The 22,039-nt window shown below is 43.6% G+C and carries 22 protein-coding genes and 1 other annotated feature; of the genes, 1 reads left to right on the forward strand and 21 read right to left on the reverse strand.

Annotated elements, in window-relative coordinates:
• Nucleotides 1-163: 163 nt before the first annotated feature.
• The 13 genes from recA to ykzS form a co-directional block, all read right to left on the reverse strand.
• Entirely contained in the window at nt 164-1,309 is a 1,146-nt protein-coding gene (gene recA, locus IE039_RS05090) for a recombinase RecA (protein WP_189428842.1), read from the reverse strand.
• 132 nt (nt 1,310-1,441) lie between these two features.
• Nucleotides 1,442-2,023 carry a CDP-diacylglycerol--glycerol-3-phosphate 3-phosphatidyltransferase gene (gene pgsA / locus IE039_RS05095; RefSeq protein ID WP_048701460.1) on the reverse strand — a complete coding sequence of 194 codons (582 nt, stop codon included), beginning with the start codon at nt 2,021-2,023 and terminating at the stop codon, nt 1,442-1,444.
• A gap of 9 nt (nt 2,024-2,032) precedes the next feature.
• Nucleotides 2,033-2,911 carry a helix-turn-helix domain-containing protein gene (locus IE039_RS05100; protein ID WP_048701458.1) on the reverse strand — a complete coding sequence of 293 codons (879 nt, stop codon included), beginning with the start codon at nt 2,909-2,911 and terminating at the stop codon, nt 2,033-2,035.
• 13 nt (nt 2,912-2,924) lie between these two features.
• Nucleotides 2,925-4,196 carry an EF-P 5-aminopentanol modification-associated protein YfmH gene (yfmH, locus tag IE039_RS05105; protein ID WP_048701457.1) on the reverse strand — a complete coding sequence of 424 codons (1,272 nt, stop codon included), beginning with the start codon at nt 4,194-4,196 and terminating at the stop codon, nt 2,925-2,927.
• Nucleotides 4,193-5,461: an EF-P 5-aminopentanol modification-associated protein YfmF gene (yfmF, locus tag IE039_RS05110; RefSeq protein ID WP_010004743.1), complete on the reverse strand. Its 1,269-nt coding sequence runs from the start codon at nt 5,459-5,461 to the stop codon at nt 4,193-4,195. The genes yfmH and yfmF overlap by 4 nt, the downstream gene beginning before the upstream one ends.
• Nucleotides 5,458-6,912, reverse strand: a complete 1,455-nt coding sequence (gene cls / locus IE039_RS05115) for a cardiolipin synthase (protein WP_189428843.1) — start codon at nt 6,910-6,912, stop codon at nt 5,458-5,460. The genes yfmF and cls overlap by 4 nt, the downstream gene beginning before the upstream one ends.
• A 124-nt stretch (nt 6,913-7,036) precedes the next feature.
• The gene (locus tag IE039_RS05120; protein WP_189428844.1) at nt 7,037-7,891 is read right to left on the reverse strand and encodes an amino acid ABC transporter substrate-binding protein; all 855 of its coding nucleotides are present in this window, start codon (nt 7,889-7,891) and stop codon (nt 7,037-7,039) included.
• Nucleotides 7,891-8,529 carry an amino acid ABC transporter ATP-binding protein gene (locus IE039_RS05125; RefSeq protein WP_019041746.1) on the reverse strand — a complete coding sequence of 213 codons (639 nt, stop codon included), beginning with the start codon at nt 8,527-8,529 and terminating at the stop codon, nt 7,891-7,893. Before IE039_RS05125 ends, IE039_RS05120 begins: the two co-directional genes overlap by 1 nt.
• Nucleotides 8,530-8,532: 3 nt before the next feature.
• The gene (locus IE039_RS05130; protein WP_010002958.1) at nt 8,533-9,174 is read right to left on the reverse strand and encodes an amino acid ABC transporter permease; all 642 of its coding nucleotides are present in this window, start codon (nt 9,172-9,174) and stop codon (nt 8,533-8,535) included.
• 71 nt (nt 9,175-9,245) lie between these two features.
• Nucleotides 9,246-9,582 (reverse strand) — a binding site (T-box leader).
• Between the two features lie 43 nt (nt 9,583-9,625).
• Nucleotides 9,626-10,153, reverse strand: a complete 528-nt coding sequence (gene mreD, locus IE039_RS05135) for a rod shape-determining protein MreD (protein ID WP_010005782.1) — start codon at nt 10,151-10,153, stop codon at nt 9,626-9,628.
• Nucleotides 10,153-11,010, reverse strand: a complete 858-nt coding sequence (gene mreC, locus IE039_RS05140; RefSeq protein ID WP_029510162.1) for a rod shape-determining protein MreC — start codon at nt 11,008-11,010, stop codon at nt 10,153-10,155. Before mreC ends, mreD begins: the two co-directional genes overlap by 1 nt.
• Before the next feature lie 74 nt (nt 11,011-11,084).
• On the reverse strand, nt 11,085-12,092 hold the full coding sequence (locus tag IE039_RS05145; protein ID WP_010002870.1) for a rod shape-determining protein: 1,008 nt from the start codon (nt 12,090-12,092) through the stop codon (nt 11,085-11,087).
• 100 nt (nt 12,093-12,192) lie between these two features.
• A complete protein-coding gene (ykzS, locus tag IE039_RS05150; RefSeq protein ID WP_167604548.1) occupies nt 12,193-12,366 on the reverse strand; it encodes a protein YkzS in 174 nt (57 codons plus the stop codon).
• A gap of 153 nt (nt 12,367-12,519) precedes the next feature.
• Between ykzS and IE039_RS05155 the strand changes: the two genes are divergently transcribed.
• Nucleotides 12,520-14,586 (forward strand): ATP-dependent Clp protease ATP-binding subunit, encoded by a 2,067-nt coding sequence (locus IE039_RS05155; protein ID WP_048701446.1) that lies wholly within the window; start codon nt 12,520-12,522, stop codon nt 14,584-14,586.
• 33 nt (nt 14,587-14,619) lie between these two features.
• On the opposite strand, the gene IE039_RS05160 is transcribed toward IE039_RS05155, so the two are convergent.
• The 8 genes from IE039_RS05160 to ftsY form a co-directional block, all read right to left on the reverse strand.
• Nucleotides 14,620-15,132 (reverse strand): YiiX/YebB-like N1pC/P60 family cysteine hydrolase, encoded by a 513-nt coding sequence (locus IE039_RS05160; protein WP_189428845.1) that lies wholly within the window; start codon nt 15,130-15,132, stop codon nt 14,620-14,622.
• 25 nt (nt 15,133-15,157) lie between these two features.
• Nucleotides 15,158-16,441 (reverse strand): adenylosuccinate synthase, encoded by a 1,284-nt coding sequence (locus IE039_RS05165; RefSeq protein WP_189428846.1) that lies wholly within the window; start codon nt 16,439-16,441, stop codon nt 15,158-15,160.
• 285 nt (nt 16,442-16,726) lie between these two features.
• Nucleotides 16,727-17,794, reverse strand: coding sequence for a histidinol-phosphate transaminase (gene hisC / locus IE039_RS05170; RefSeq protein WP_010004252.1), 1,068 nt, complete (start codon nt 17,792-17,794; stop codon nt 16,727-16,729).
• An 82-nt stretch (nt 17,795-17,876) separates the two neighbouring features.
• Nucleotides 17,877-18,680 carry a Cof-type HAD-IIB family hydrolase gene (locus tag IE039_RS05175; RefSeq protein WP_077281833.1) on the reverse strand — a complete coding sequence of 268 codons (804 nt, stop codon included), beginning with the start codon at nt 18,678-18,680 and terminating at the stop codon, nt 17,877-17,879.
• 40 nt (nt 18,681-18,720) lie between these two features.
• The gene (locus IE039_RS05180) at nt 18,721-18,900 is read right to left on the reverse strand and encodes a hypothetical protein (RefSeq protein ID WP_010004267.1); all 180 of its coding nucleotides are present in this window, start codon (nt 18,898-18,900) and stop codon (nt 18,721-18,723) included.
• Nucleotides 18,900-20,375, reverse strand: coding sequence for a signal recognition particle protein (gene ffh, locus IE039_RS05185; protein WP_048701436.1), 1,476 nt, complete (start codon nt 20,373-20,375; stop codon nt 18,900-18,902). The genes IE039_RS05180 and ffh overlap by 1 nt, the downstream gene beginning before the upstream one ends.
• A 64-nt stretch (nt 20,376-20,439) precedes the next feature.
• Nucleotides 20,440-20,784 carry a YlxM family DNA-binding protein gene (gene ylxM / locus IE039_RS05190; RefSeq protein WP_010000174.1) on the reverse strand — a complete coding sequence of 115 codons (345 nt, stop codon included), beginning with the start codon at nt 20,782-20,784 and terminating at the stop codon, nt 20,440-20,442.
• Nucleotides 20,781-22,037, reverse strand: a complete 1,257-nt coding sequence (gene ftsY / locus IE039_RS05195) for a signal recognition particle-docking protein FtsY (RefSeq protein ID WP_189428847.1) — start codon at nt 22,035-22,037, stop codon at nt 20,781-20,783. Before ftsY ends, ylxM begins: the two co-directional genes overlap by 4 nt.
• Nucleotides 22,038-22,039: the final 2 nt, after the last annotated feature.

Below are 22,039 nucleotides of genomic sequence, written 5' to 3' on the forward strand. Positions count from 1 at the left end.
TAACACCATTAAAGACCTTGATGGGTTTTTCTGTCCACTTAAATGTTCAACTTAAATTTTACAATCTGCCATTATGATGTCTGCCTCTCTAATTGTTTGCTTAATTGCATTGTAACAAAAAAAATGGACACGCCCTAGCGTTTCCATTTATTCTTTACAGGATTTATACAATTGGTTCGTCCGTTAAATCATCATCGTCATCAGTGACTAATGCCAGTGTTTCTGGGGCTTCAATTGTCTCATCATCAGCCTCTTCTACTGGCAATTCACCATCACCAATCCCAAAGGCGTTACGAACTTTAGCATAGATTTCTTGACGCATCGCAGCATTTTCGGGTGCATCCAAGAATTCTTTCGCTTTTTCACGGCCTTGGCCAACCTTGATATCACCGTAATAGTAGAAGGCACCGGCCTTACGGATAATTTCTTGTTCCGCACCGAGGTCTAAAATTTCACCAGTTTGTGAAATACCCTTCCCGTACATGATATCAACTTCAGCAACCTTAAATGGTGGCGCCACCTTATTCTTAACCACTTTGACTTTCGTTAAGTTTCCAGTCACATCTGTGCCATCTTTAATTTGGGTTGACCGACGCACTTCCAAACGAATCGTTGAATAGAATTTCAACGCACGGCCACCAGGGGTCGTTTCGGGGTTACCAAACATCACCCCAATCTTTTCACGAATTTGGTTGATGAAAATCGCAATCGTCCCAGTACGGTTCAACGTACCAGCTAATTTACGTAAGGCTTGGCTCATCAAACGGGCTTGCAAGCCGACGTGTGAGTCGCCCATTTCCCCCTCGATTTCTGCACGTGGTACCAACGCTGCCACAGAATCCACAACAATGATATCCACTGCCCCAGATTGTACCAACGCATCCGCAATTTCTAACCCTTGTTCACCAGTATCAGGTTGTGACAAAAGTAATTCGTCCTTTTTAACACCCAAAGCTTCAGCGTATTTCACATCCAAGGCATTTTCGGCATCAATATAGGCGGCTGTCCCACCGGCTTTTTGCACTTCAGCAACGGCGTGTAACGCCAACGTTGTTTTACCAGAAGATTCTGGCCCATAAATTTCAATAATACGTCCTTTAGGATAGCCACCGACGCCTAAAGCAACATCTAGCTTAACTGATCCTGAAGGATAAGTCTCAACTTGTGTCAGTGCATTATCACCCAACACCATGATTGATCCCTTACCGAAATTCTTTTCGATACGCTTTAAAGCTTCATCAAGTGCCGCCTTACGGCCGCTTGCTTGACTACCTTTATCGTCTTTTTTAGTCGTCTTTTTTGTGACCATTTTTAGCTAACTCCTTTTATCTTACCTCAATAGTGTACCTGTTTCTAAACGTAAAAGCAAGCATTTAACGAACAATTGTTCGACAGCGTTCGTACCTTATTTGATGATACGAAAAAAGCGCTTATCGCGCTTTTATAGACCGTCAGAAAAGACCACTCGGTTCTGCCAGAAATAGTCAATCCCTGAATAAATTGTAAAGATCACCGCAATCCACAATAAGATTTCCCCAATCGGCAACCCAATCGCGGTAAATGGCACATCTTTAAGATATAAGAAGAAAATTGCAAACATTTGCGAGAAAGTCTTGATTTTACCTGGCATCTGCGCTGCTAAGACCTTCCCATTATTTTCTACAATTAAGGTACGTAAGCCAGTAACCGCTAGTTCACGAATCACAATCACGGCAGTCATCCAAGCTGGTACCACGTTGAACCCAGTCAAAAAGATCAAGGCTGTCATGACCAACAACTTATCGGCCAACGGATCGGCAAACTTACCAAAATTCGTCACCAAATGTTGACGACGGGCAATTTGACCATCCAAAAAATCCGTTATTGATGCTACCGCAAACACAATGGCAGCAAGCAACCAATTCAATGGCAACATCACGCCTGTCACATCAAGTGATTGCCAAGCATAAGGCACCGATAATAATATGATAAAAACCGGAATAAGAATAATACGAAAAACAGTGAGTTGATTTGGAAGATTCATAATTGCCCCTTACTTATTGAGATTGAACAGAACGTTCCAAAATGGCGTTGCCGTTCCAATAACTGCCACTTTTTGATCATCAAAGGTCATCGTTGCATTGGCAACATTGGTGAATTGAACATTCACCGCATTAGTACCAGCAGGCACATCAATCGTTTTATCAGCCTTGACTAATTCATTTAACAACACAGTTGTCCCAACCGTCACTTTCACATTAGTCCCAGCACCCTGCGCCGTGACTTTAATTGTGTGTTGCTTATCGGCTTGTCCTGAGAGGTTATAAATTGTTGTTTGCAACGCTGTATTTTGTTCTGGCGTACCCAACGTTACTTTAGGCTCTGGTTTCTTTTCTGCTGGTTTTTCCGATGACGATGCAGCGCTAGAAGCATCACTGCTACTGCTGCTTGGTATCGTTGAAGTCGATACTGACACATTACCACTATCACTATTTTGTTGGTCATTGTTGCCAAGATGTGTCATAGCAAACCAAACCGCAACCAGGCCAACTAGAATAAAAATAGCCAACCAAACTTTTGGTAACATGTCAGAAAATTTTGAACGCGGTGACGGATTAGGGTTTGTCCCCGCACGCACCACCCCATCATTATCACGATGAGCCCGACTCAAGTCACGACTTCTTGAGATTGAGGGCGGTGTTGTTTCCCCTAGCAACGTTTCTGGATTTAAGCCCACTGCAATCGCATATTGGCGAATAAAGGCGCGCACATAAAAATCCCCAGGCAAAATGCTTAGGTTGTTATTTTCAATGGCCTCCAGATAACGTGCTTGAATTTTAGTTGCTGCTTGCACGTCTTCTAAAGATAAATTTTTCGCCAGGCGCGCAGCTTTTAGCTGTTCGCCTATTTGATTCGTCAAAGTTTCACTCATAATTTGTCCAATGTTATTTTTTCAGAACAAAACGTCGTAAAGTCGCGTTCTGATATATTTTTTCAGCACTATCTAGTATATCACTATATGTTAAATCTTGTAAAAGCATCACCTTATCAAATAAGTTTGTCCCAAATAACACATCATCCCCCCGTAAAGCGATACTTTCTAATGCATTTAAACGTTGGATGCCCTCTCCAAGTGTCGCCCGGCGTAACGATTCAAACGCCGATTCGGCATGTGCCAAAATGGTTTTATATTGCGCAATTTGTGACTGAATCGCAGCCGTTAGTGCGTCATATTCAGTTGTTTCCGCAAAGAAACTCACAAATTGATACGCATGCATCAAATCAAATGATGTCTCAAACTCCGTATCGATAATACCTTTATTATACAGGTTTTGATACCAGTCTGTCTGCTCTCCAAACAAAATATCCGCCAAGATATCAGCTGCTAGCGTTAATTTGGTTGCCGCTTCGCCTGTTACATCAAGTTTTGGCAACCGAATACCTAACGCAATTTTTGGCCGCGATACATCAAACTTTTGGATTGTTTCCTTTTTAGTTGGTTCAGGAATGACCGGCTCAAATCGACGAACATTTACTGCTTCAATCGTCTTTGTCGCCTGATTAGCCATCACCAGTGCCAGCACCTCATCTGGATCAAAATGACCGACCACCTGCAAGGTCATTTGATTAGGTTGGTAAAAAGCGCGATGAATTTGATATAGCAGCTCCGGTGTAATTTGTGCAATGGAAGCCTTTGTCCCCGCAATATCTTCGGCAATTGGCGCACCGGGATACAAGAGGTCTAGCAAGCCCATATAAATGGCCCAGTTGGCATCATCATCATACATCTGAATTTCTTGACCGATAATGCCCTGTTCTTTGGCTACCGTTTGTGCACTAAAGTAAGGTGTTTGCACAAAATCAAGCAAATGCGCAAGGGCTGGCAAAACGTTTTGCGTCGTTGAAAACAGATAACTCGTTTGATACGGGTTCGTAAACGCGTTGGCGTCCGCACCTAATTCACCAAATCGCGTAAAGGCATCCCCATCAGCCTTCTCAAACAGTTTGTGTTCCAGAAAGTGGGCTGTCCCAGCTGGAATGGTAATCGGTGCTTCATCATTGATTTGGAATTGGCGCGCCAATGACCCAAATGGAGTCGTTAATACAGCAAACGTTTTATGATAATTTGGCTTTGGTACCATGACCACAGTTAGCCCGTTAGGTAACTCGGTCGTTAAAACAGTTTCTTTTAATTTTGGATATGTCTTTTCTATCATGCATCCGCCTCTGGCATCAATGTAAATCTTCCTTGTAAAATCACTTGGTCGGCCAAAGCACTCACCTGCGCTGGAGTTACCGCTTGAATCGCCGCTACCCACTCCGCAGTGCTGGTCTCACGTTGTGTTAACAATCTAGAAAAGACAAGTTCAATTTCACTGTTAGGTGAATCTTGTTGACTTAAATAATCGTTAATTAAGCTCGTTTTAATCGCATCAAAGATTTCGTCACTAAATTCACCCGCTTGAATCGCCTTGAGTTCGGCTTGAATCATGCGATCTGTCTGTGCGACTTTATACGCATCTAAACCAGCCGCCACCGTCATAAACCCTGTATCATGCTGCCAACGCGAGTAGATACTATAAGCCAACGAGGCTTTTTCCCGAATATTGGTAAACAATTTAGATAAGGCTGAACCACCAAATAAAGCGTTTAGCACTAAGGCGGTAAAGCGCTTTGGATCATCTGGTGGCAAACTCAACTGATATGATAATGTCAGGATGGCCTGATTAATATCTAATTGTGCTTCCGATAATTCAACGGTAGCTGGCCGTAGCCCTTGACGATAAAACGGCTGTAACATCATGGCACGGCGCGCTTGTAGTGGCCATTTGGCTAATTCAGTCACCACACGCTCAGCGTCAATATCCCCATACACAACAATATTAACTGGATCATTAGCAATCATCTGTCGATACGTCGCCAAAACGTCCGTCGCCGTTAACTGTTCAACATCACGTACTTGGCCAGAAGATGGTAACCGCATGGCCGGTGCACTATAGGTGAGTTCCCGCAGTTTCAACATAGCATAGCGACGCTTATCATCAGGTAGACTTGCTAATTCGTTGATCAAACTTTGACGTTCTTTATCAAACGTTGCTTGATCAAACTGATCCCCCGTCACCAATGGTTCAAAAATCATATCCCGTAAAAAAGCAAAAGCATCCCCAAGGAGATGTTCTGCATGGTCAATATAAGTGGGCGCTGGCAATTGCAAATGGTAACGCACATGGTGTGTTTGGCCAAAACGTACCACATCTGTTTGGAACTGCGCCCCATACAAATCAATTGTTTTTTGCGCAACGGCTTGCTGGTCGGGATATTTTTGCGAACTGACAGCGGTCAAATAAGACAACAATGCCCGTGCCGAAATGGTATACGTCAGTAACGGCGCCGCAAAATCGACCGCAATGTGTAGGGTTTTAAATTGTGTTGTTGGGTGAACAACGAGTGTCACACCAGGCTTAAGTTGTATTTTTTTCATAGTATTGGTGAGAAGAGTCGGCTGAACTTTTGAATGAATTTCATCCAATATGACTGATTCTCAAAATCCTCAATTGTCAATTTTTTCGACACTAAAATGTCTTGTTCAAACTGTTCTTCTAACTGTGTTGCAAACTCTGGATCGTAGACAAACGCATTGGCTTCAAAATTCAATGAGAATGACCGAATATCCATATTGGCTGACCCAACGGTACCAATTTCATGATCGATTGTAACCGCCTTACTGTGCAAGAAACCAGCATCATAACGATACACTTCCGCGCCCATGGCAATTAATTCTTGTGCATAATACTGCGTTGCCCGATACACAAATGGATGATCTGGCATATTAGGAATCATCAAACGCACCCGAACACCTGACATAATCGCGATTTCTAAGGTTTCTAGTACGGCTGAGTCCGGAATGAAATACGGTGTCTGAATCGTAATTTCTGAACGAGCCGAAGCAAACATCCGCATAAAGCCTTGTTTAATTTGCTTTAAATCATTATCTGGCCCACTCGATACAATTTGAACCATCGCCCGTCCAGATAATTCCTCAATTTCAGGAAAGTAGCCGGCAGTATCGACGAGTAACTCGTTTTCTTCAGCCGTGGCATTCCAATCCATCAAAAAACGACTTTGCAGTGATAAGACCGCATCACCATGAATCCGCAGATGCGTATCACGCCAGTGCCCAAACTTTTTAGAACGATCAACGTACTGGTCTCCAACGTTTAACCCACCGATGTAACCGATTTTACCATCAATAATGGCAATCTTACGGTGGTTTCGGAAATTAAATCGCAGGGTCAAAAGCTGGAAGCGACGCATTAAAAATGGCGCTACCACCCCACCTGCTTCGCGCAAACGCTTATACATATCACGGTGTTGACCATGCGAGCCAAATTGATCAAAAATCACATGCACGTCCACACCTTCGCGTGCTTTTTCCGTCAACAAATCAACTAATTGATTCCCAATTTGATCATCATCAATCGTAAAGTACTCCAGATGGACATGATGCGTGGCCTGCCGAATGTCTTCAAATAAAGCCTTAAACTTATCCGGTCCATTGGTAAAAATTTTAATCTTGTTACCACGCGTCAAAACAGACTCATCTGTGCGTAAAAACAAGTTCGCCAACTCGGTGGCTGAATTTGGAATTGGTAATAATTGTTCAATCGCTTCGAGCTGTCGCCGTTGGTTATCCGCAATTTGTTCCAAACCAAGTTGTTCTTGTGTCCGTAAACGAAATATCCGCTTATCGGAAATACGACTACCAACAAAAAAGAAAATGATAAACCCTAACACAGGCAACATAATCAGGACCAATAACCATGCCCAGATTGATGCAATATCGCGTTGTTGACTAAAGACAGTAATAATCGCCCCAAATGTGTTGGCAACTAAAAGAAGTAAAAGGATTATCCACAATGAATCTCCTAGCATCTCACACCTCATTATCTCTCTATAATAATAGTACTAGTTTAACATTTTTTACGGTAATATGACAAAATTGATGCTGCTAATGGCGGTAAAAAAGCCAAAGTGATATACCACTTTGGCTTTTTACTTATTTTGAGAACCATTTATTTTCAATTTGCGTTAAGCGACCATCTTTTTTAAAGGTTGCTAACGTTTGATCGACTGCTTCTCGTAATTGTTTATCAGACTTTCGGAACCCAACTGCCGTTTGATCAATCGGGAACTCACCAACAGTCACGGTGTAATCCTTCGGATTTGGTTGGTGAGCAACGTAGTAACGGGCATAATCTTCATCAATTAACAGCCCCTCAATACGCCCAGCATTCAAATCATTGAACGCTTTGTCAAAGGTATCATACCCAATGACCTGCTGGTTTTTGACGTATTGCTTAAGTACCTTTGGATACTTGTTAAAGCCTTCATCACCACTAGAAGCCGTTTGGTCCCCCAAGACTTTATCCTTCATATCTGAGAAACGATTAATATTATTTTTCTTAAGCGTCACCAGTACTTGGGTCGCCTTGTGGTAAGGCTTAGAAAAGGCCACTTGCTTTTCACGTGCTTTGGTCACCGTATAGCCATTCCAGATCGCATCGATATTGCCAGTATTAAGCTCTGTTTCTTTCATCGACCAGTCAATAGGCTGCCACTTGACTTTAATGCCCATCGTTTTAAAGACTGCTGTCGCCAAATCAACATCAAACCCAACAATGTTCCCATCTTTATCACGGAAGCCCATTGGCACAAATGTGTCATCCAGCCCAATCGTAATTTGCTTGGCTTTCTTGATACGTGCCCAGTCGTCCGTTTGGGTGGTTGATTGTTCATTTTGAGCCGTTCGCTTCGCACCACTGCTTAAACTCATGGCCGCCCAGATGACAACCCCAACAAAGAGTAGTCCGACTAACGTATTAACAATAATTTTTTTCTTCATACTTACCATCAGCGACTGACCTCCGTTGCAAAATCAAACACGCGATCCGATACCATTTCAGCAAAGGGTTGATCGTGCGTAATAATCAACTGCGTCACCCCTTGCGCTTTAAGCGTTTTCACGACTTCCGCAACCTGCTTAGTTGAGGCCTCATCTAAACCACTGGTTGGTTCATCGTAGGCCAAAATTTTGGGGTCCATTGCCAACGCCCGCGCAATCGCAACCCGCTGTTTTTGCCCACCCGATAGTTGGTAAGGATACAAATCTGCCTTATCAGTCATACCAAGCGTGGCTAACAACGCTGTCGCCTTGGCCTTAGCCGCGTCACGTGACAGCCGGCTCACGTTGATGGGCGCGAGCATAATATTTTCAATCACGGTGTAGTTTGGAAAAAGATTAAAGTCTTGAAAAATCAAACCAACCTTCGCATCCGCACGCGTGCCATCAATGGCTAGCTGTTCGCCGTTGAGGCGCACCTCACCAGCATCGGCCGTTTCCAAACCAGCTAAAATTTTAATCAAAGTTGTTTTACCAATACCTGATGGGCCAACAATACTCAGTACTTCGCCATCTGCTACCGATAAATTTAACGCCTTAAAAATCGTGTTTGTGTTATATGTCTTCGTTAATTGTTTAATTTCTAACATCGCTTATCTCCAACTATTCAATCGCGTTTCACTACGTCGTAAGAGGACTGTCACAATGGCCGTCATGAGCAAATAAATGAGACCAACTAACAAATAAGGCACCAACGTCACATCACGGCTAGCCGCAATATTACCTGCTCGTAGCAAATCACCCAAACCGATAACATAAACTAATGACGTGTCCTTAACCAAATTAATCACTTCATTACCAAATGATGGCACAATAATTTTAATCACTTGTGGCAAGATAATCTTGAAAAATGTTTGGACGCGCGTAAAGCCTAATACTTTCGCAGCGTCATATTGGCCACGCGGGATTGCTTGCAACCCACCACGGAAAATTTCAGCGAGATAGGCCGCATAGTTCACGATAAAGGCAATCGCCGCGGCTTCAAAACGGGGAAAAGTAATGCCCATCATCCCCAAACCATAATAGACGAAAATCAGTTGCAACAGGAGCGGCGTTCCCCGCATCACCCAGATATAACCATTAATCAACCAGCGAATGGTAAAATAAGGTGACTTCATGCCCAATGCCACAAGAATACCTAATGGCACTGATCCAATAATGGTAATAAAGAAAACCCCTAACGTCATTTTCAACCCTGACATTAAACTGGGCAAAATTTCTAACAAATAATTCATCTTGCTCTCCTTTGCGCGATATTAACTCACTTTTTAAACGATTAAAAAAAATCCCCTTGCAAAATAACTTGCAAGAGGACGCGTCAGCGTGGTGCCACCTCAGATTCTAATTTTGTTCACACAAAATTACTCTGTCAGTCTTTTGGTTGAATGGTTGCAAAAACGCCCTCTGAATACAGCTGTATTCAGAGGGCGTTTTCCGCGGTGCCACCTCTTATCGCAAAACCATCACTGGTCGTTGCCTCAATAAGTCAAAAGACTGTTTGCGATAACGGGCAAAACCGATATGACCTACTCGATTCAATCATACACTCACAGATGTGTTTCAACTAACACCACTGTTTGCTCACACTACCCGCAAACTCCCTTAAAGTGATGCTAATCTACTCTTCCGCTCAACGTTTTTTAATATAAAACTTAGTATAATCTATTTTTTTATTTTGTCAAGTACTTATCTCAAAAACTGGAATAAGGACCACACTGGATAATAACCTAATGCCGCAATCGTCAGATTCAAAGCTAATGTCGGCAACACTTCATAAAGGAAAAATGACACCAAACTCACATTGGCAATCCCAATAATAAAGCCAGCCATATAGGTAATGAGCAAATAAGTCACCAGCCCAATCAACAGTAACGTCATCCCACTCAACAACCGCTCATCCAAATAGGCATGTAGTTGTTTCATAGCCTCCACGGCCCCTAAAAAGGCTACCGTGTAAGTTCCAAAGATGCCCGTATAATACATATCAAAGAGCACCCCAATAATAATGGTATATAGCCAAATTGGCACTTCATTTTCCGCATCAAATTGAATGGCATAAAACAACCAAATCAACGTTAACACCGGTAATACATGCCATGGGAAAGCGGTAAAAATACCACCCATGGCAGCCATTAAATCACCATCTACAAACAGGAAAAAAAGCAATAAGACTGGGAAAACCACCCGCAAACGTGTTAATTGCCAAAAAGCCATTATTGCGCTCCAATCTCTGATACGGCCACCACTACCGTGGTGATATTACCTAAATCAGCCGCTGGTTCAATATAAATTCGCTTTGACAAACCGTAGTCATCCTTGGTGACCTTCGCCACTTTACCAACATACAAACCAGATGGAATCACGCCACCCAAACCAGATGTTTCTACAAGATCGCCAGCTTTAATTTCATTATCCGACGTAACTTGTCCCATGATTAATTGGTTCGTTTCGCGGTCAAAGTCTGTCACAATCCCATTGACATCCCCTTTATTACCTTTAATAGTGATGGCAAAGCGGTTGGCATCTTCTCCAGTATCAGAAATCAGTGCCACTTTGGCATTCGTCGTATTGACTTCGCTAATACGGCCAATAATACCGGAACCAGCTAAAACAGGCATCCCCTTTTTCAAACCAGATTTGCTACCCTTGTTAATCACTAATTGTGATTGCCAAGTGGTTGGTGACCGACTAATGGTCACGGCAGTAACCGTTTTGAAATCCGTTAAGGTCGCTTCCAATTTCAACTGTTTTTTCAGCTCGCGGTTTTCTTCCTCGACAGTTTGTAAGCGCACTTTATCTTGTGCAAATTCATCAATTTTAGCCTTTAAAGCGCGATTTTCTTCAAATGTACTCAGTAGATTGCCAATACTATTAGCCGTCCGACCAATTGCTGTTGTCGGTACCGCAATCACGCGACTCACACCACCTGCTAAATCATTGCTAAAACGTTGAATAAATGGCGGTGTATTGGTCCGTTTCGCCCACCAGTTTGATCCGGCAATTAAGCCAACAATGACAATAAAAGCAATAATAATTGTTACAACTGCGCGAGATGAAAAAATTTTACGCATTTTGTTGTCCCCTTGTTTAAAAAATAAAAGCGCAGCGCAAGCGCTACGCTAGTGTACAATATGCCAACAACTGATTACCCTTGTCGCATCACATCAATTGACTTTAACGCTTCACCAGTACCAATGGCCACTGCATCGAGTGGTTCATTCGCAATTAAGACTGGTACTTTTGTTGCTTCTTGAATAATCTTATCAAAATCACGTAAGAAGGCACCGCCACCCGTTAAGACCATCCCGTGGTCAATGACATCGGCGGCAATTTCTGGTTGGGTTGATTCTAACGTTTCACGAATGGCAACGACAATTTCTTGCACAGGTTCTTGAATGGCCAACGCCACGTCTTCCGCTGTCACATCAATTGTCTTAGGCAAACCTGTCAACAAATCACGCCCACGGACTGATGCATCTGGCAATGTGCGTGCCAATTCAAGTGACGCTGCCCCAATTTCAATCTTCAAACGTTCCGCAGTAGGTTCACCAATAGTGACGTTATACTTATTACGCACAAAATTGGCAATGGCTTCGTCTAACTTGTCGCCAGCAATTCGAATTGAGCGACTTGAGACAATACCCCCCAGTGAAATCGTGGCCACATCCGTTGTACCACCACCCATATCGACAACCATTGAACCAGTTGGATCCATGACGGGCAAACCAGCCCCAACAGCAGCGGCAAATGGTTCTTCAATGACATACGCATCACGCGCACCGGCCACACGTGCGGCATCAATCACCGCACGGCGTTCAACAGCCGTCACACCTGCAGGCACCCCAATTGTAACGTATGGTTTCCCAATACGACCACCCAATGCCTTTTGCAAATAATAACGAATCATGGCAACTGTTGTATCATAATCAGCAATCACACCATCACGCATTGGTCGAATAGCAGCAATACTTGCGGGTGTCCGACCAAGCATATCCTTGGCTTCTGATCCGACTGCAACGACTTCATTCGTCTGTGTGTTACGTGCGACCACCGACGGCTCACGCAAAACAATGCCGCGTCCTTCAATATATACATATGTATTGGCTGTACCAAGATCGATACCAACGTTTCGTTGTCCAAATGAAAATGCCACTATGCTGCCCCTCTTTTGTACCTGTTATTGTGAAAATACGCATGACTTAAATTATGCTTAACTTATAGTATTGTAGCATAAAAAACAATGATGTTGCCGATTAATTTGCGCGGACATATTTAATATGCCCACCTTTACCCGCAATTCCGCGAATACGATTTTGGGATGGGAAGTCACGCCAAACTTGTTGAAATGCCGGAAAAGTTTCTGGCGTAATCTCAATTTCATCAATTTTGCCGTCACGTAAATCATTTAATAATGTTTCATAATCCATAATTTCACCTCTAGTCCATTATACAACAAATTTATTTTAGCACTCGTTAAATAAGAGTGCTAAATTTAATTGTCATTTAATCTTGACCTGGTATACTAGAGGTAAGCTATAGAAAGGAAAGTATCGTGCATTTGAGCGGTACACTTAGTAATTATGGCATCACAAGACCCATTTGGATTTGGAAATATTAATTTTGATGATATGATGCGCGCCATGAATGAACAAATGCAGGCCGCACAAAATGGTCAACAAGCCAACTTTGGCACCCAACAAAAAAATAAAAAAGATAAACAAACTAATCGCCCAACACTACTCGACGAATTTGGAATTAATTTAACACAACAAGCCCGTGACGGTAAGTTAGATCCAGTTATCGGTCGTGATAGCGAAATCGCCCGCACCATCGAGATATTAAATCGTCGTACCAAAAATAACCCTGTGCTGATCGGGGAACCAGGTGTTGGTAAAACAGCTGTTGTTGAAGGACTCGCCCAAGCAATTGTGCACAATAAAGTCCCTGAAAAATTGCAGTCAAAAGAGATTATCCGACTTGACATGTCTGCCCTCGTGCAAGGCACGGCAATGCGTGGTCAGTTTGAAGCGCGGATGCGTCAATTGATGCAAGAAGTCGCCGACAATGACGACATCATTTTGTTTATTGACGAAGTGCATGAAATCATGGGTGCCGGTAATGCCGAAGGTGGTATGGATGCTGGTAACATCCTGAAGCCCGCTTTGGCACGTGGTGAATTCCAATTAATTGGCGCCACGACTTTAAATGAATACCGTAAAATCGAAAAAGATGGCGCGATTGCCCGTCGGTTCCAACCTGTACAGGTCAACGAACCTTCAATGGCTGCCACCATTAAGATTTTAGAAGGGATTCAGCAACGTTACGAAGATTACCACCATGTTGTCTACACAGATGAAGCGATTGCTGCCGCGGTATCCTTATCGGACCGCTACTTACCAGAACGCTTCTTGCCAGACAAAGCGATTGATTTAATTGATGAAGCTGGTTCACGGAAGAATTTGTCCATGAAAATTGCTGATCCTAAAGCGATTCAGGCTAAAATCGACTCGGCCGACAAGCTCAAACAAGCAGCAATCGATCAAGAAAACTTTGAGAAAGCTAGCTATTGGCGTGATCAAGTCAACCAACTCGAATCGCAAAAAGCACAAGTTGAAGCACACCCAGAAATGTTTAAGCCACAAGCTGTCACTGAACAAGATATCTTAACAATCATCGAGGATAAAACTGATATTCCGGTTGGTAACCTAAAGGATAACGAAGCCAACCAGCTCCGTGAATTGGATGCGCATTTGTCAGCCCATGTCATTGGTCAAGATGCGGCCGTACAAACTGTGGCGAAAGCTATTCGTCGTAATCGTATTGGTTTGACCAAGTCCGGTCGCCCAATTGGGTCATTCCTCTTTGTCGGCCCAACCGGCGTTGGTAAAACTGAATTAGCCAAGCAATTGGCCAAAGAAATGTTTGGCAGCAAAGACGCTTTGATTCGTTTTGATATGTCAGAGTATATGGAAAAGCATGCGGTATCGAAAATGATTGGTGCCCCTGCTGGTTATGTGGGATATGAAGAAGCTGGTCAACTAACCGAACAAGTCCGTCGTCGGCCTTATTCCCTCGTTCTCATTGACGAAGTGGAAAAGGCACATCCAGATGTGATGAATATGTTCTTACAAATTTTGGATGATGGCCGTTTGACCGATGCCCAAGGGCATGTCGTTAGCTTTAAAGATACAGTGATTATCATGACGTCAAACGCTGGCTCTACAGATACTGGGAACACGCCAATGGGCTTCAACCAAGTTGATGCCCAAAGTAAGTTACTCCAACGTTTGGAAAATTATTTCCGCCCTGAATTCTTAAATCGTTTTGATGATATTGTGGAATTCGATCAATTGACGCAAGACCATCTCTTAACAATCGTTGACTTACTGTTAGCCGATATGAACGCTAATTTGGCAGATAATCAACTCCACGTCACGGTAAGCGACGCTGCAAAGCAACAACTTGCCAAGTTGGGTTACAATCCAGCCTTAGGTGCGCGGCCACTACGTCGTGTCATTCAAGATCAAATTGCCGATCAACTGGCTGACTATTATCTATTACATCCTGAAAGTACTAATTTGTACGCTGATTGGGATGCTGAAACAAATCAAATTATTATTTCCGAAGAAGCCTACGTCAAGGCATAAGAAAAGCACGTTCTCGTTTGAGAACGTGCTTTTTTATAGGCTGCCAAGAAAGGTTAATTGTGACGATTTGGCCATCGCCTCCGGATTGGAACCCGGTAGGCCAACCGGTACCGCCACCCCTAATTGGTCATAATAAGCTTGCCAATAGGCCGAAATATCATGGGTCGCATCATGAAAACGTAACGGCTGTGGTTCAAACGGTAATTTATCACCAAAAGCAACTTCAACCAATTCAGAACAATACAGTCCCGCACCATTTGGATAGAAGGTGGCATTATACGGTTGCCCAAGATACGTTTTCGCACGCGCAATGACCGTCGCGACATCATCAACTTGTGGGCGATAAACATCCGGCTGACCAAATTCCGCTTGGAATTGCGCCAAATCTTGCATGGCCACACCATAGCGCGGACTCGCATGAATAACAGTCTGGTCATCCACAGCAATGCCAACATGCACATAAGTTCCCGTCGATGCAGCAATAGCTTCATCCATGGGTTCATGTTGATTTTTGATAAACAGTAAATCCCCAGCTTGTAATGCCATGCTTATCCCTCTGCTATTTGTGCTGTTATTGCCAAACAGGACTCATCAAATGTGTTTCTTCTGGCTTTGGTCCAACTGCAAAGCTCAACAGTTCAACTGACAGTAATTCAGAAATGCGCTTTAAGTAACGTTGGGCATTTTCTGGCAATTCATCAAATGATTGTACACCTGTAATATCTTCGTCCCAACCAGGCAATGCTTCGTAATTCACATCAAGCCCTTCAAACCATGTATCAGATGCTGGGAAATGATGAATTTCTTCACCCTTATACGTGTAAGATGTCGCAATCTTCAATTCTTTCAAACCAGACAAAACGTCAAGTGAATTGATTGCCAACTTTGTCAAACCAGACACTTGAACAGCGTGACGCAAAGCCACGGCATCTAGCCAACCAATACGACGTGGACGCTTTGTGACCACACCGTATTCATGACCAACTTCACGAATATGATCAGCAATATCATCGTGTAATTCTGTTGGGAATGGCCCTTCACCAACACGTGATGTGTAGGCCTTAATCACGCCGACAACATCTTGGATTTGGTTAGGGCCAACACCGGCCCCGTTCATCACACCACCAGCAGTTGGGTTTGAACTTGTGACATAAGGATATGTGCCATGATCCACATCAAGCATGATACCTTGCGCACCTTCAAAGACAACGCGCTTGTTCTTATCCATGAGTTGCCCCAATAGATAAGAAGTATCCGTGACATACGGTGCCAATTGACGACCATATTCAACATAAGTTGAATAAATCGTATCGTAATCAAGTGCTTCTTCGCCATACAACTTTGTCAATTGCGCATTTTTGAATGGCAAATATTCTTGCAAAAGCTTGGCAAAGACTTCAGGATCAACCAAGTCAGCCATTCGGATGCCGACACGTGAAATTTTATCCGTGTAAGCTGGTCCGATACCCTTCTTTGTCGTGCCGATACGGTTATTTGATGATGATTCTGCTGCTTTATCAAGCGCAATGTGATAAGGCATGATGACATGCGCACGATTTGAAATACGCAAATTATCAACTGAAATACCCTTTGATTGCACTTCAGCAATTTCAGCCAACAAGGCTTCCGGATTAACCACCACACCGTTACCAATAACTGCTAGTTGCCCCTCAGTTAAGATACCAGAAGGCAAAGCTGACAATTCAAACTTTGTGTCACCATGCCAGATTGTGTGACCTGCGTTATTGCCGCCTTGATAGCGGACAACAGCATCTGCGTCTTCCGCAAAAAAGTCAACAATCTTTCCCTTACCTTCATCGCCCCATTGCGAACCGACAACAATTACACCAGACATATATTTTTCTCCTAGAACACCAACAGCTGCTTTCAGACGGGATAGGTTTGTCGGAGAAAACCATGTGATTCAAAATCGACAGGGTTTGTTTGCACCTATCCGTGAGTGTCCCTCTGCGGATGTCCATTTTATTTTTTAGTAAAACACGAACATTATGTATTACAACGCCTTTTACTAAACCATTTTACCATACAAACCTTCATAACGATAGTGTTAATTTCACAAAATAAATTCGTCATATGCGCTATCGGCAATCATAACGCTTACAACAAATTCCGAACATTTTTATTGCAGTTCTGCTAATATATCACGCATCCCCGCATTATCCGTTGGCGTACCCAAGGCAATTCGCAGCCAACTATCGCTTAGCCGATCATTGACTTGATAGCCGTGGGATAGCAACTGTTCACCAACACGCTTGCTATCACCGACTTGAAGCCAAATAAAATTCGTTTGTGACGCGTAAAATTTAAAGCCGTGTTCATGCAAGAAATCTTGGAATATCGTACGTTCATGTTGAACCTTTTTAACGATTTCTTGCAAATAGGTTTGGTCGTCTAGGGCCGCCGCCCCACCCACAATTTGATACGTATTAAGATTGTAAGGCAGCCTTACTGCTTGCATGACGGGATAAAGTGGTGCGGTCATGATGCCATAGCCTACGCGCAAGTTGGCGACACCATAAGCCTTTGATAACGTTCTAAGGACCACCAAATTTGGGTAGTTGCCAACATCACCAGCCAACGTCGCGTCCGGCGCATCGACAAAATCATAATACGCTTCATCGACCACCAAAACGACCGATTCTGGCAACTGGGCCAAAAAGGCCAAAATATCGGCACGGGTTTCAAACACACCGGTTGGATTGTTTGGGTTAGCCAACCAAACCATTTCGGTACGGTCGTCCACTGCCGCCAACATCCCTGCAAAATCAACATGCCCTGTTGCATCATCAACTGGGACTTGCTTAGTCGTTGCTTGCTCGATTTGTGCATGAAACGCATATTCTCCAAAAGTTGGGGATGGGACCACCATATTCCCGCCAGGGGTTAACACGGTGCGCGTTAATAATTGAATCAGTTCATCAGCGCCAACGCCAAAGACTGAATTTTCAGGATCAACCTGTTCTAAGGCCGCGACTTTGTCACGTAAAAGTGTTGCCTGCCCGTCAGGATAGAAGCCTAGCACATCATCTGGAATAGCACGGATAGCCTCACCAACTTTTGGTGATGGGCCATAAGGCGATTCATTGGCCGATAAGCGCGCCAAATGGTCCAGCTGATACTTTTCTTTCACGACATCAGCTGGCAATTCTGCCTGATAAGCTGTTAAGTTTTTGATTGTTTCTTTCAATATCCTGGCCTCTTTCTCATCTAAAACTAATTAATTTTATTTATCATACCATTTTGACAATAAAAAAACACGCCATAGCGTGTTAAATTTTTTCAAGAATTGTTTTTAAAACACCGTCGTGATTATTGTCCGCGACACTTAACGCAAAGCCACGATTCAAGATTTCTGGATCAGAATTTGTCATGGCCACTGGATGGCCAACATATTCTAACATTTCCAAATCATTGAGACCGTCACCAAAAGCCATGATATCAGCGGGGGCGATATGTAACTTATCGGCCATAAATGACAACGCTGTTGCCTTGTTCACTTCTGGATTGACAATATCAATGGCGCCATAGCCAGAAGTCGTCACATGGACTTTGCTGCCCAAAACAGTCTTCACATCCTGCATAAATTCATTTGCTGCATGTGGCAAAACCAATGAAATCTTTAAAATTGGTTCATTAATGTCGCTCACATCATCAATGATTTGCAAATTTTCAAAATAAGCGTGTGCTAACTTGAGATACTTCTCATTTGGTCGCTTGATAATCATAAAGGACTTATCAGCTGCGACAAAAGCCACACCAAGTTCTAATTGATCAGTATATTTGTCAGTCAATTGCGCCACGGTTGCTAATGCTGAATGTGGCACATCCCATACGTGGGCCAACTCACCATTGATGATGACTTCTGCACCATTGTTTGCAATTAATTGATATTGTCCTGCAAAGTGCTTAAAGTAATCATGCACTTTTTGGACATGATTACCTGTTGCCACAACAAATTGAATATCTTGGGCATGTAACTTATCAAGCACTTCTCGGAACAATGCTTCATTAAACGTTTTATCATCTCTTAGAAACGTTGCATCAAGATCTGATGCAATTAATTTGACTGACATATTTCCCCTTTACTGTCTATTCCTTTTTAACAATAATCCCCTAGCGTTGTAGCCACCAAGTTAAAAACCGGATTAGTGCAAAAACCACAATGGCAGGTATTAACGCGCCAATAATCGCCAAAGCGATTGCTGGCAGTGTGCTACGTTGCATGTTGAGTAAGTTTGACCCCAACATGACGACAAAGATAAACGTGGGTAATACCCGTTCTAACTTAGCCATTACTTTCTACCACGCTTCTTTTTGGCTTTTTGCAAGCGACGAGCAGCTTGCTTCATCGCAAAGTTTTGCACCTTTTGACCGAAGTTACCCGTTGGCATGCCACCGCCCATGCCGCCCATAAGAGACGACATGTCCATACCGGCACCACCCATCATCTTATCAATACCACCAAAATTACCATTCGTCGCTTGATTCATCATCTTACGCATTTGATCAAATTGCTTAATCATGCGGTTCACTTCAACAATTGGGCGACCCGCACCGGCAGCTAAACGACGTCGGCGTGATGGATTGATGAGATCCGGATTTTCACGTTCGGCTGGTGTCATTGAGTTCACAATAGCTTCCAAATGCGCAAATTGCTTGGCATCAATATTGATATTAGCCAAGGCCGGGTTATTGGCCATACCTGGAATCATTTTTAACAAATCTTCCATTGGCCCCATCTTTTGCACTTGCTTCAATTGTGACACAAAATCATTGAAGTCAAATGTGTTTTGACGCATCTTTTCAAGTTGCTTGGCTTGTTCTTCTTCGTCAAAATCACGTTGGGCTTTTTCAATCAACGTGAGGACGTCACCCATCCCCAAGATGCGTGAGGCCATTCGCTCAGGATAAAAGACATCCAAATCCGTTGGCTTTTCTCCTTGGCCGACAAACTTAATTGGCTTGCCTGTCACATCACGAATTGACAACGCAGCCCCACCACGAGTATCGCCATCAAGCTTTGTGAGCACAACCCCAGTTAAGTCGAGCGCTTCAGCAAAGCCTTTTGCCGTTTCGGCAGCGTTTTGTCCCGTCATGGCATCAACTGTCAACAAGATTTCATCTGGTTGAGCAATTTCAGCGACATCTTTTAATTCTTGCATCAAGACTTCATCAATTTGCAAACGACCGGCCGTATCAATAAAGACATAGTCGTTCTTATTTTCCGCAGCCTTGGCAAGTCCTTGGCGCACGATTTCACGTGGGTCAACATCAGTACCCAATTGGAAAACTGGGATATCCAAATCACGCCCCAAAATCTCCAACTGATCAATGGCAGCTGGTCGGTAAACATCGGCTGCAATCAGCAAAGGCCGTGCCTTTTCTTCAGTTTTTAATTTGTAAGCTAATTTGGCAACCGTCGTCGTTTTACCCGCACCTTGCAAACCAGCCATCATAATGATCGTTGGGATTTTTGGTGACTTATTCAACGGTACGGCTTCTTCACCCATAGTTGCCGTCAATTCATCATTAACAATTTTGACAACTTGTTGGGCTGGGTTCAAACCTTCTAAAATGTCGGCGCCGCTGGCCTTTTCACGGACATTGGTCACAAACCTTTTCACCGTGTCATAGTTAACGTCGGCTTCCAACAAGGCCAAACGAATTTCGCGCATCGTTGCACGTAAATCTTCTTCACTGACACGACCACGGCCGGTCAGGTTCTTCATTGCCTTGGATAGGCGTTCAGTTAAATTTTCAAATGCCATAATCTTTGTATAACACCGGACTGTCGCCAGCGGTACTATATCTCCCCTTTTTAGCGTCTTGGCACTAGTCTTCTATTTCATGCGCCATTAATTGTGACACCAGCTGCTTTAACTGGTCATCTTTATTATAATACAAGCTAATATAATCTTGCACTTGCTGCTCAATGGCTGCACGCGCCTCAAAGTCTGCTTGTAAATGCAAGACTTGTTCGTATTTGACTAATTGATCAATCCCACGCTTAATATTGTCCGACACAGCTTGTCGACTGACATGCTCTGCTTCCGCAATTTCAACAATGGAATAATCATCTTCAAAATAATAACGCAAATAATCCTGCTGTTTAAGTGTCAATAAGCCACCATAAAAGCCAAATAACCGCGTAATCTGATTTTTCTCTGCGAAATTCATGCGATTAAGTCCTTAAAGAGGCCATAAATGAATTCTTCTGGTTTGAATTCACGCAAATCTTGCGCTTTTTCACCAAAGCCAATCCATTTTACAGGCAATTGCATCTCATTACGAATGGCAAACACAATCCCACCTTTGGCCGTCCCGTCCATCTTAGTCAACACAATGCCTGTAACATCCGATGAATCCTTAAAGAGTTTGGCTTGCTGTAACGCATTTTGACCCGTCGTCGCATCCAAAACAAGCAAGACTTCATGCGGTGCATCTGGAATTTCGCGTTGAATAATACGCTTCATCTTTTCCAACTCTTGCATCAAGTTCACGTTGTTTTGTAAACGACCCGCCGTATCCACAAACAAAATATCATAATGTTCGTCACGTGCCTTAGCAACGGCTTCGTACACAACTGATGCGGGATCCGCCTTTTCTTTCCCAGCAACCACTGGGACATGGGCGCGTTCACCCCATTCTTGCAGTTGCTTGGTGGCGCCAGCACGGAAAGTATCAGCGGCTGCCAATAACACTGATTTGCCTTGTTGTTGATACTTTGTGGCTAACTTTCCAATCGTGGTTGTTTTACCCACACCGTTGACACCAACGAACAAGATAACGGTAGTGCCGTTGGCATTAAAATGCATGGTCGCATCTTCATTAACACCGTCAGCTTCATACATGTCAACCATTTTTTTAACGATGACTTGTTTCACATCTTCTGGTCGCTTGGCATTGGCAAGCTTGACTTCTTCACGTAAGTCATCCGAAATCTTGATGGCCATGTCAAAGCCAACATCAGCGCCCACCAACGTTTCTTCAAGTTCTTCAAAAAAGTTTTCATCTACCGAACGGAAATTAGCCAAAAATTGGTTGAACTTGGCGGCAAAACCAGTCCGTGTCTTGGTCAAACCTTGTGTATAGATTTCCTGTTCGGTCACAACTTCGGCTTCGGCTTCGGCTTCGGCTTCGGCTTCGGCTTCGGCTTCGGCTTCGGCTTCGGCTTCGGCTTCGGCTTCGGCTTCGGCTTCGGCTTCGGCTTCGGCTTCGGCTTCGGCTTCGGCTTCGGCTTCGGCTTCGGCTTCGGCTAATGGTGGCACAGTCTCATTTGATGTGTCAACCGGTGTTGTCGCCGTTTCAGTTTCTGATGTCTTGGCATCAGTTGTGACCGTCGTCTCATCCGTCGTGCTGGTCGTCGTTTCTTCAGTTGGTGCTTCGTGATTGGCCGCAGTTTTCTTACGGAAAATATCAAATAATCCCATCG

This window comes from Leuconostoc lactis KCTC 3528 = DSM 20202 (assembly GCF_014651235.1).
GTDB lineage: Bacteria > Bacillota > Bacilli > Lactobacillales > Lactobacillaceae > Leuconostoc > Leuconostoc lactis.

Coding starts and splice junctions, on each gene's coding strand:
- IE039_RS05100 (WP_048701458.1), bottom strand. CDS start 2,911: ATGAGTGAAACTTTGACGAATCAAATAGGCGAACAGCTAAAAGCTGCG.
- yfmH (WP_048701457.1), bottom strand. CDS start 4,196: ATGATAGAAAAGACATATCCAAAATTAAAAGAAACTGTTTTAACGACC.
- IE039_RS05130 (WP_010002958.1), bottom strand. CDS start 9,174: ATGAATTATTTGTTAGAAATTTTGCCCAGTTTAATGTCAGGGTTGAAA.
- yfmF (WP_010004743.1), bottom strand. CDS start 5,461: ATGAAAAAAATACAACTTAAGCCTGGTGTGACACTCGTTGTTCACCCA.
- IE039_RS05155 (WP_048701446.1), top strand. CDS start 12,520: ATGGCATCACAAGACCCATTTGGATTTGGAAATATTAATTTTGATGAT.
- cls (WP_189428843.1), bottom strand. CDS start 6,912: ATGCTAGGAGATTCATTGTGGATAATCCTTTTACTTCTTTTAGTTGCC.
- IE039_RS05120 (WP_189428844.1), bottom strand. CDS start 7,891: ATGGTAAGTATGAAGAAAAAAATTATTGTTAATACGTTAGTCGGACTA.
- mreD (WP_010005782.1), bottom strand. CDS start 10,153: ATGGCTTTTTGGCAATTAACACGTTTGCGGGTGGTTTTCCCAGTCTTA.
- ykzS (WP_167604548.1), bottom strand. CDS start 12,366: ATGGATTATGAAACATTATTAAATGATTTACGTGACGGCAAAATTGAT.
- ffh (WP_048701436.1), bottom strand. CDS start 20,375: ATGGCATTTGAAAATTTAACTGAACGCCTATCCAAGGCAATGAAGAAC.
- IE039_RS05125 (WP_019041746.1), bottom strand. CDS start 8,529: ATGTTAGAAATTAAACAATTAACGAAGACATATAACACAAACACGATT.
- pgsA (WP_048701460.1), bottom strand. CDS start 2,023: ATGAATCTTCCAAATCAACTCACTGTTTTTCGTATTATTCTTATTCCG.
- mreC (WP_029510162.1), bottom strand. CDS start 11,010: ATGCGTAAAATTTTTTCATCTCGCGCAGTTGTAACAATTATTATTGCT.
- ylxM (WP_010000174.1), bottom strand. CDS start 20,784: ATGAATTTCGCAGAGAAAAATCAGATTACGCGGTTATTTGGCTTTTAT.
- ftsY (WP_189428847.1), bottom strand. CDS start 22,037: ATGGGATTATTTGATATTTTCCGTAAGAAAACTGCGGCCAATCACGAA.
- recA (WP_189428842.1), bottom strand. CDS start 1,309: ATGGTCACAAAAAAGACGACTAAAAAAGACGATAAAGGTAGTCAAGCA.
- IE039_RS05175 (WP_077281833.1), bottom strand. CDS start 18,680: ATGTCAGTCAAATTAATTGCATCAGATCTTGATGCAACGTTTCTAAGA.
- IE039_RS05165 (WP_189428846.1), bottom strand. CDS start 16,441: ATGTCTGGTGTAATTGTTGTCGGTTCGCAATGGGGCGATGAAGGTAAG.
- IE039_RS05180 (WP_010004267.1), bottom strand. CDS start 18,900: ATGGCTAAGTTAGAACGGGTATTACCCACGTTTATCTTTGTCGTCATG.
- IE039_RS05160 (WP_189428845.1), bottom strand. CDS start 15,132: ATGGCATTACAAGCTGGGGATTTACTGTTTATCAAAAATCAACATGAA.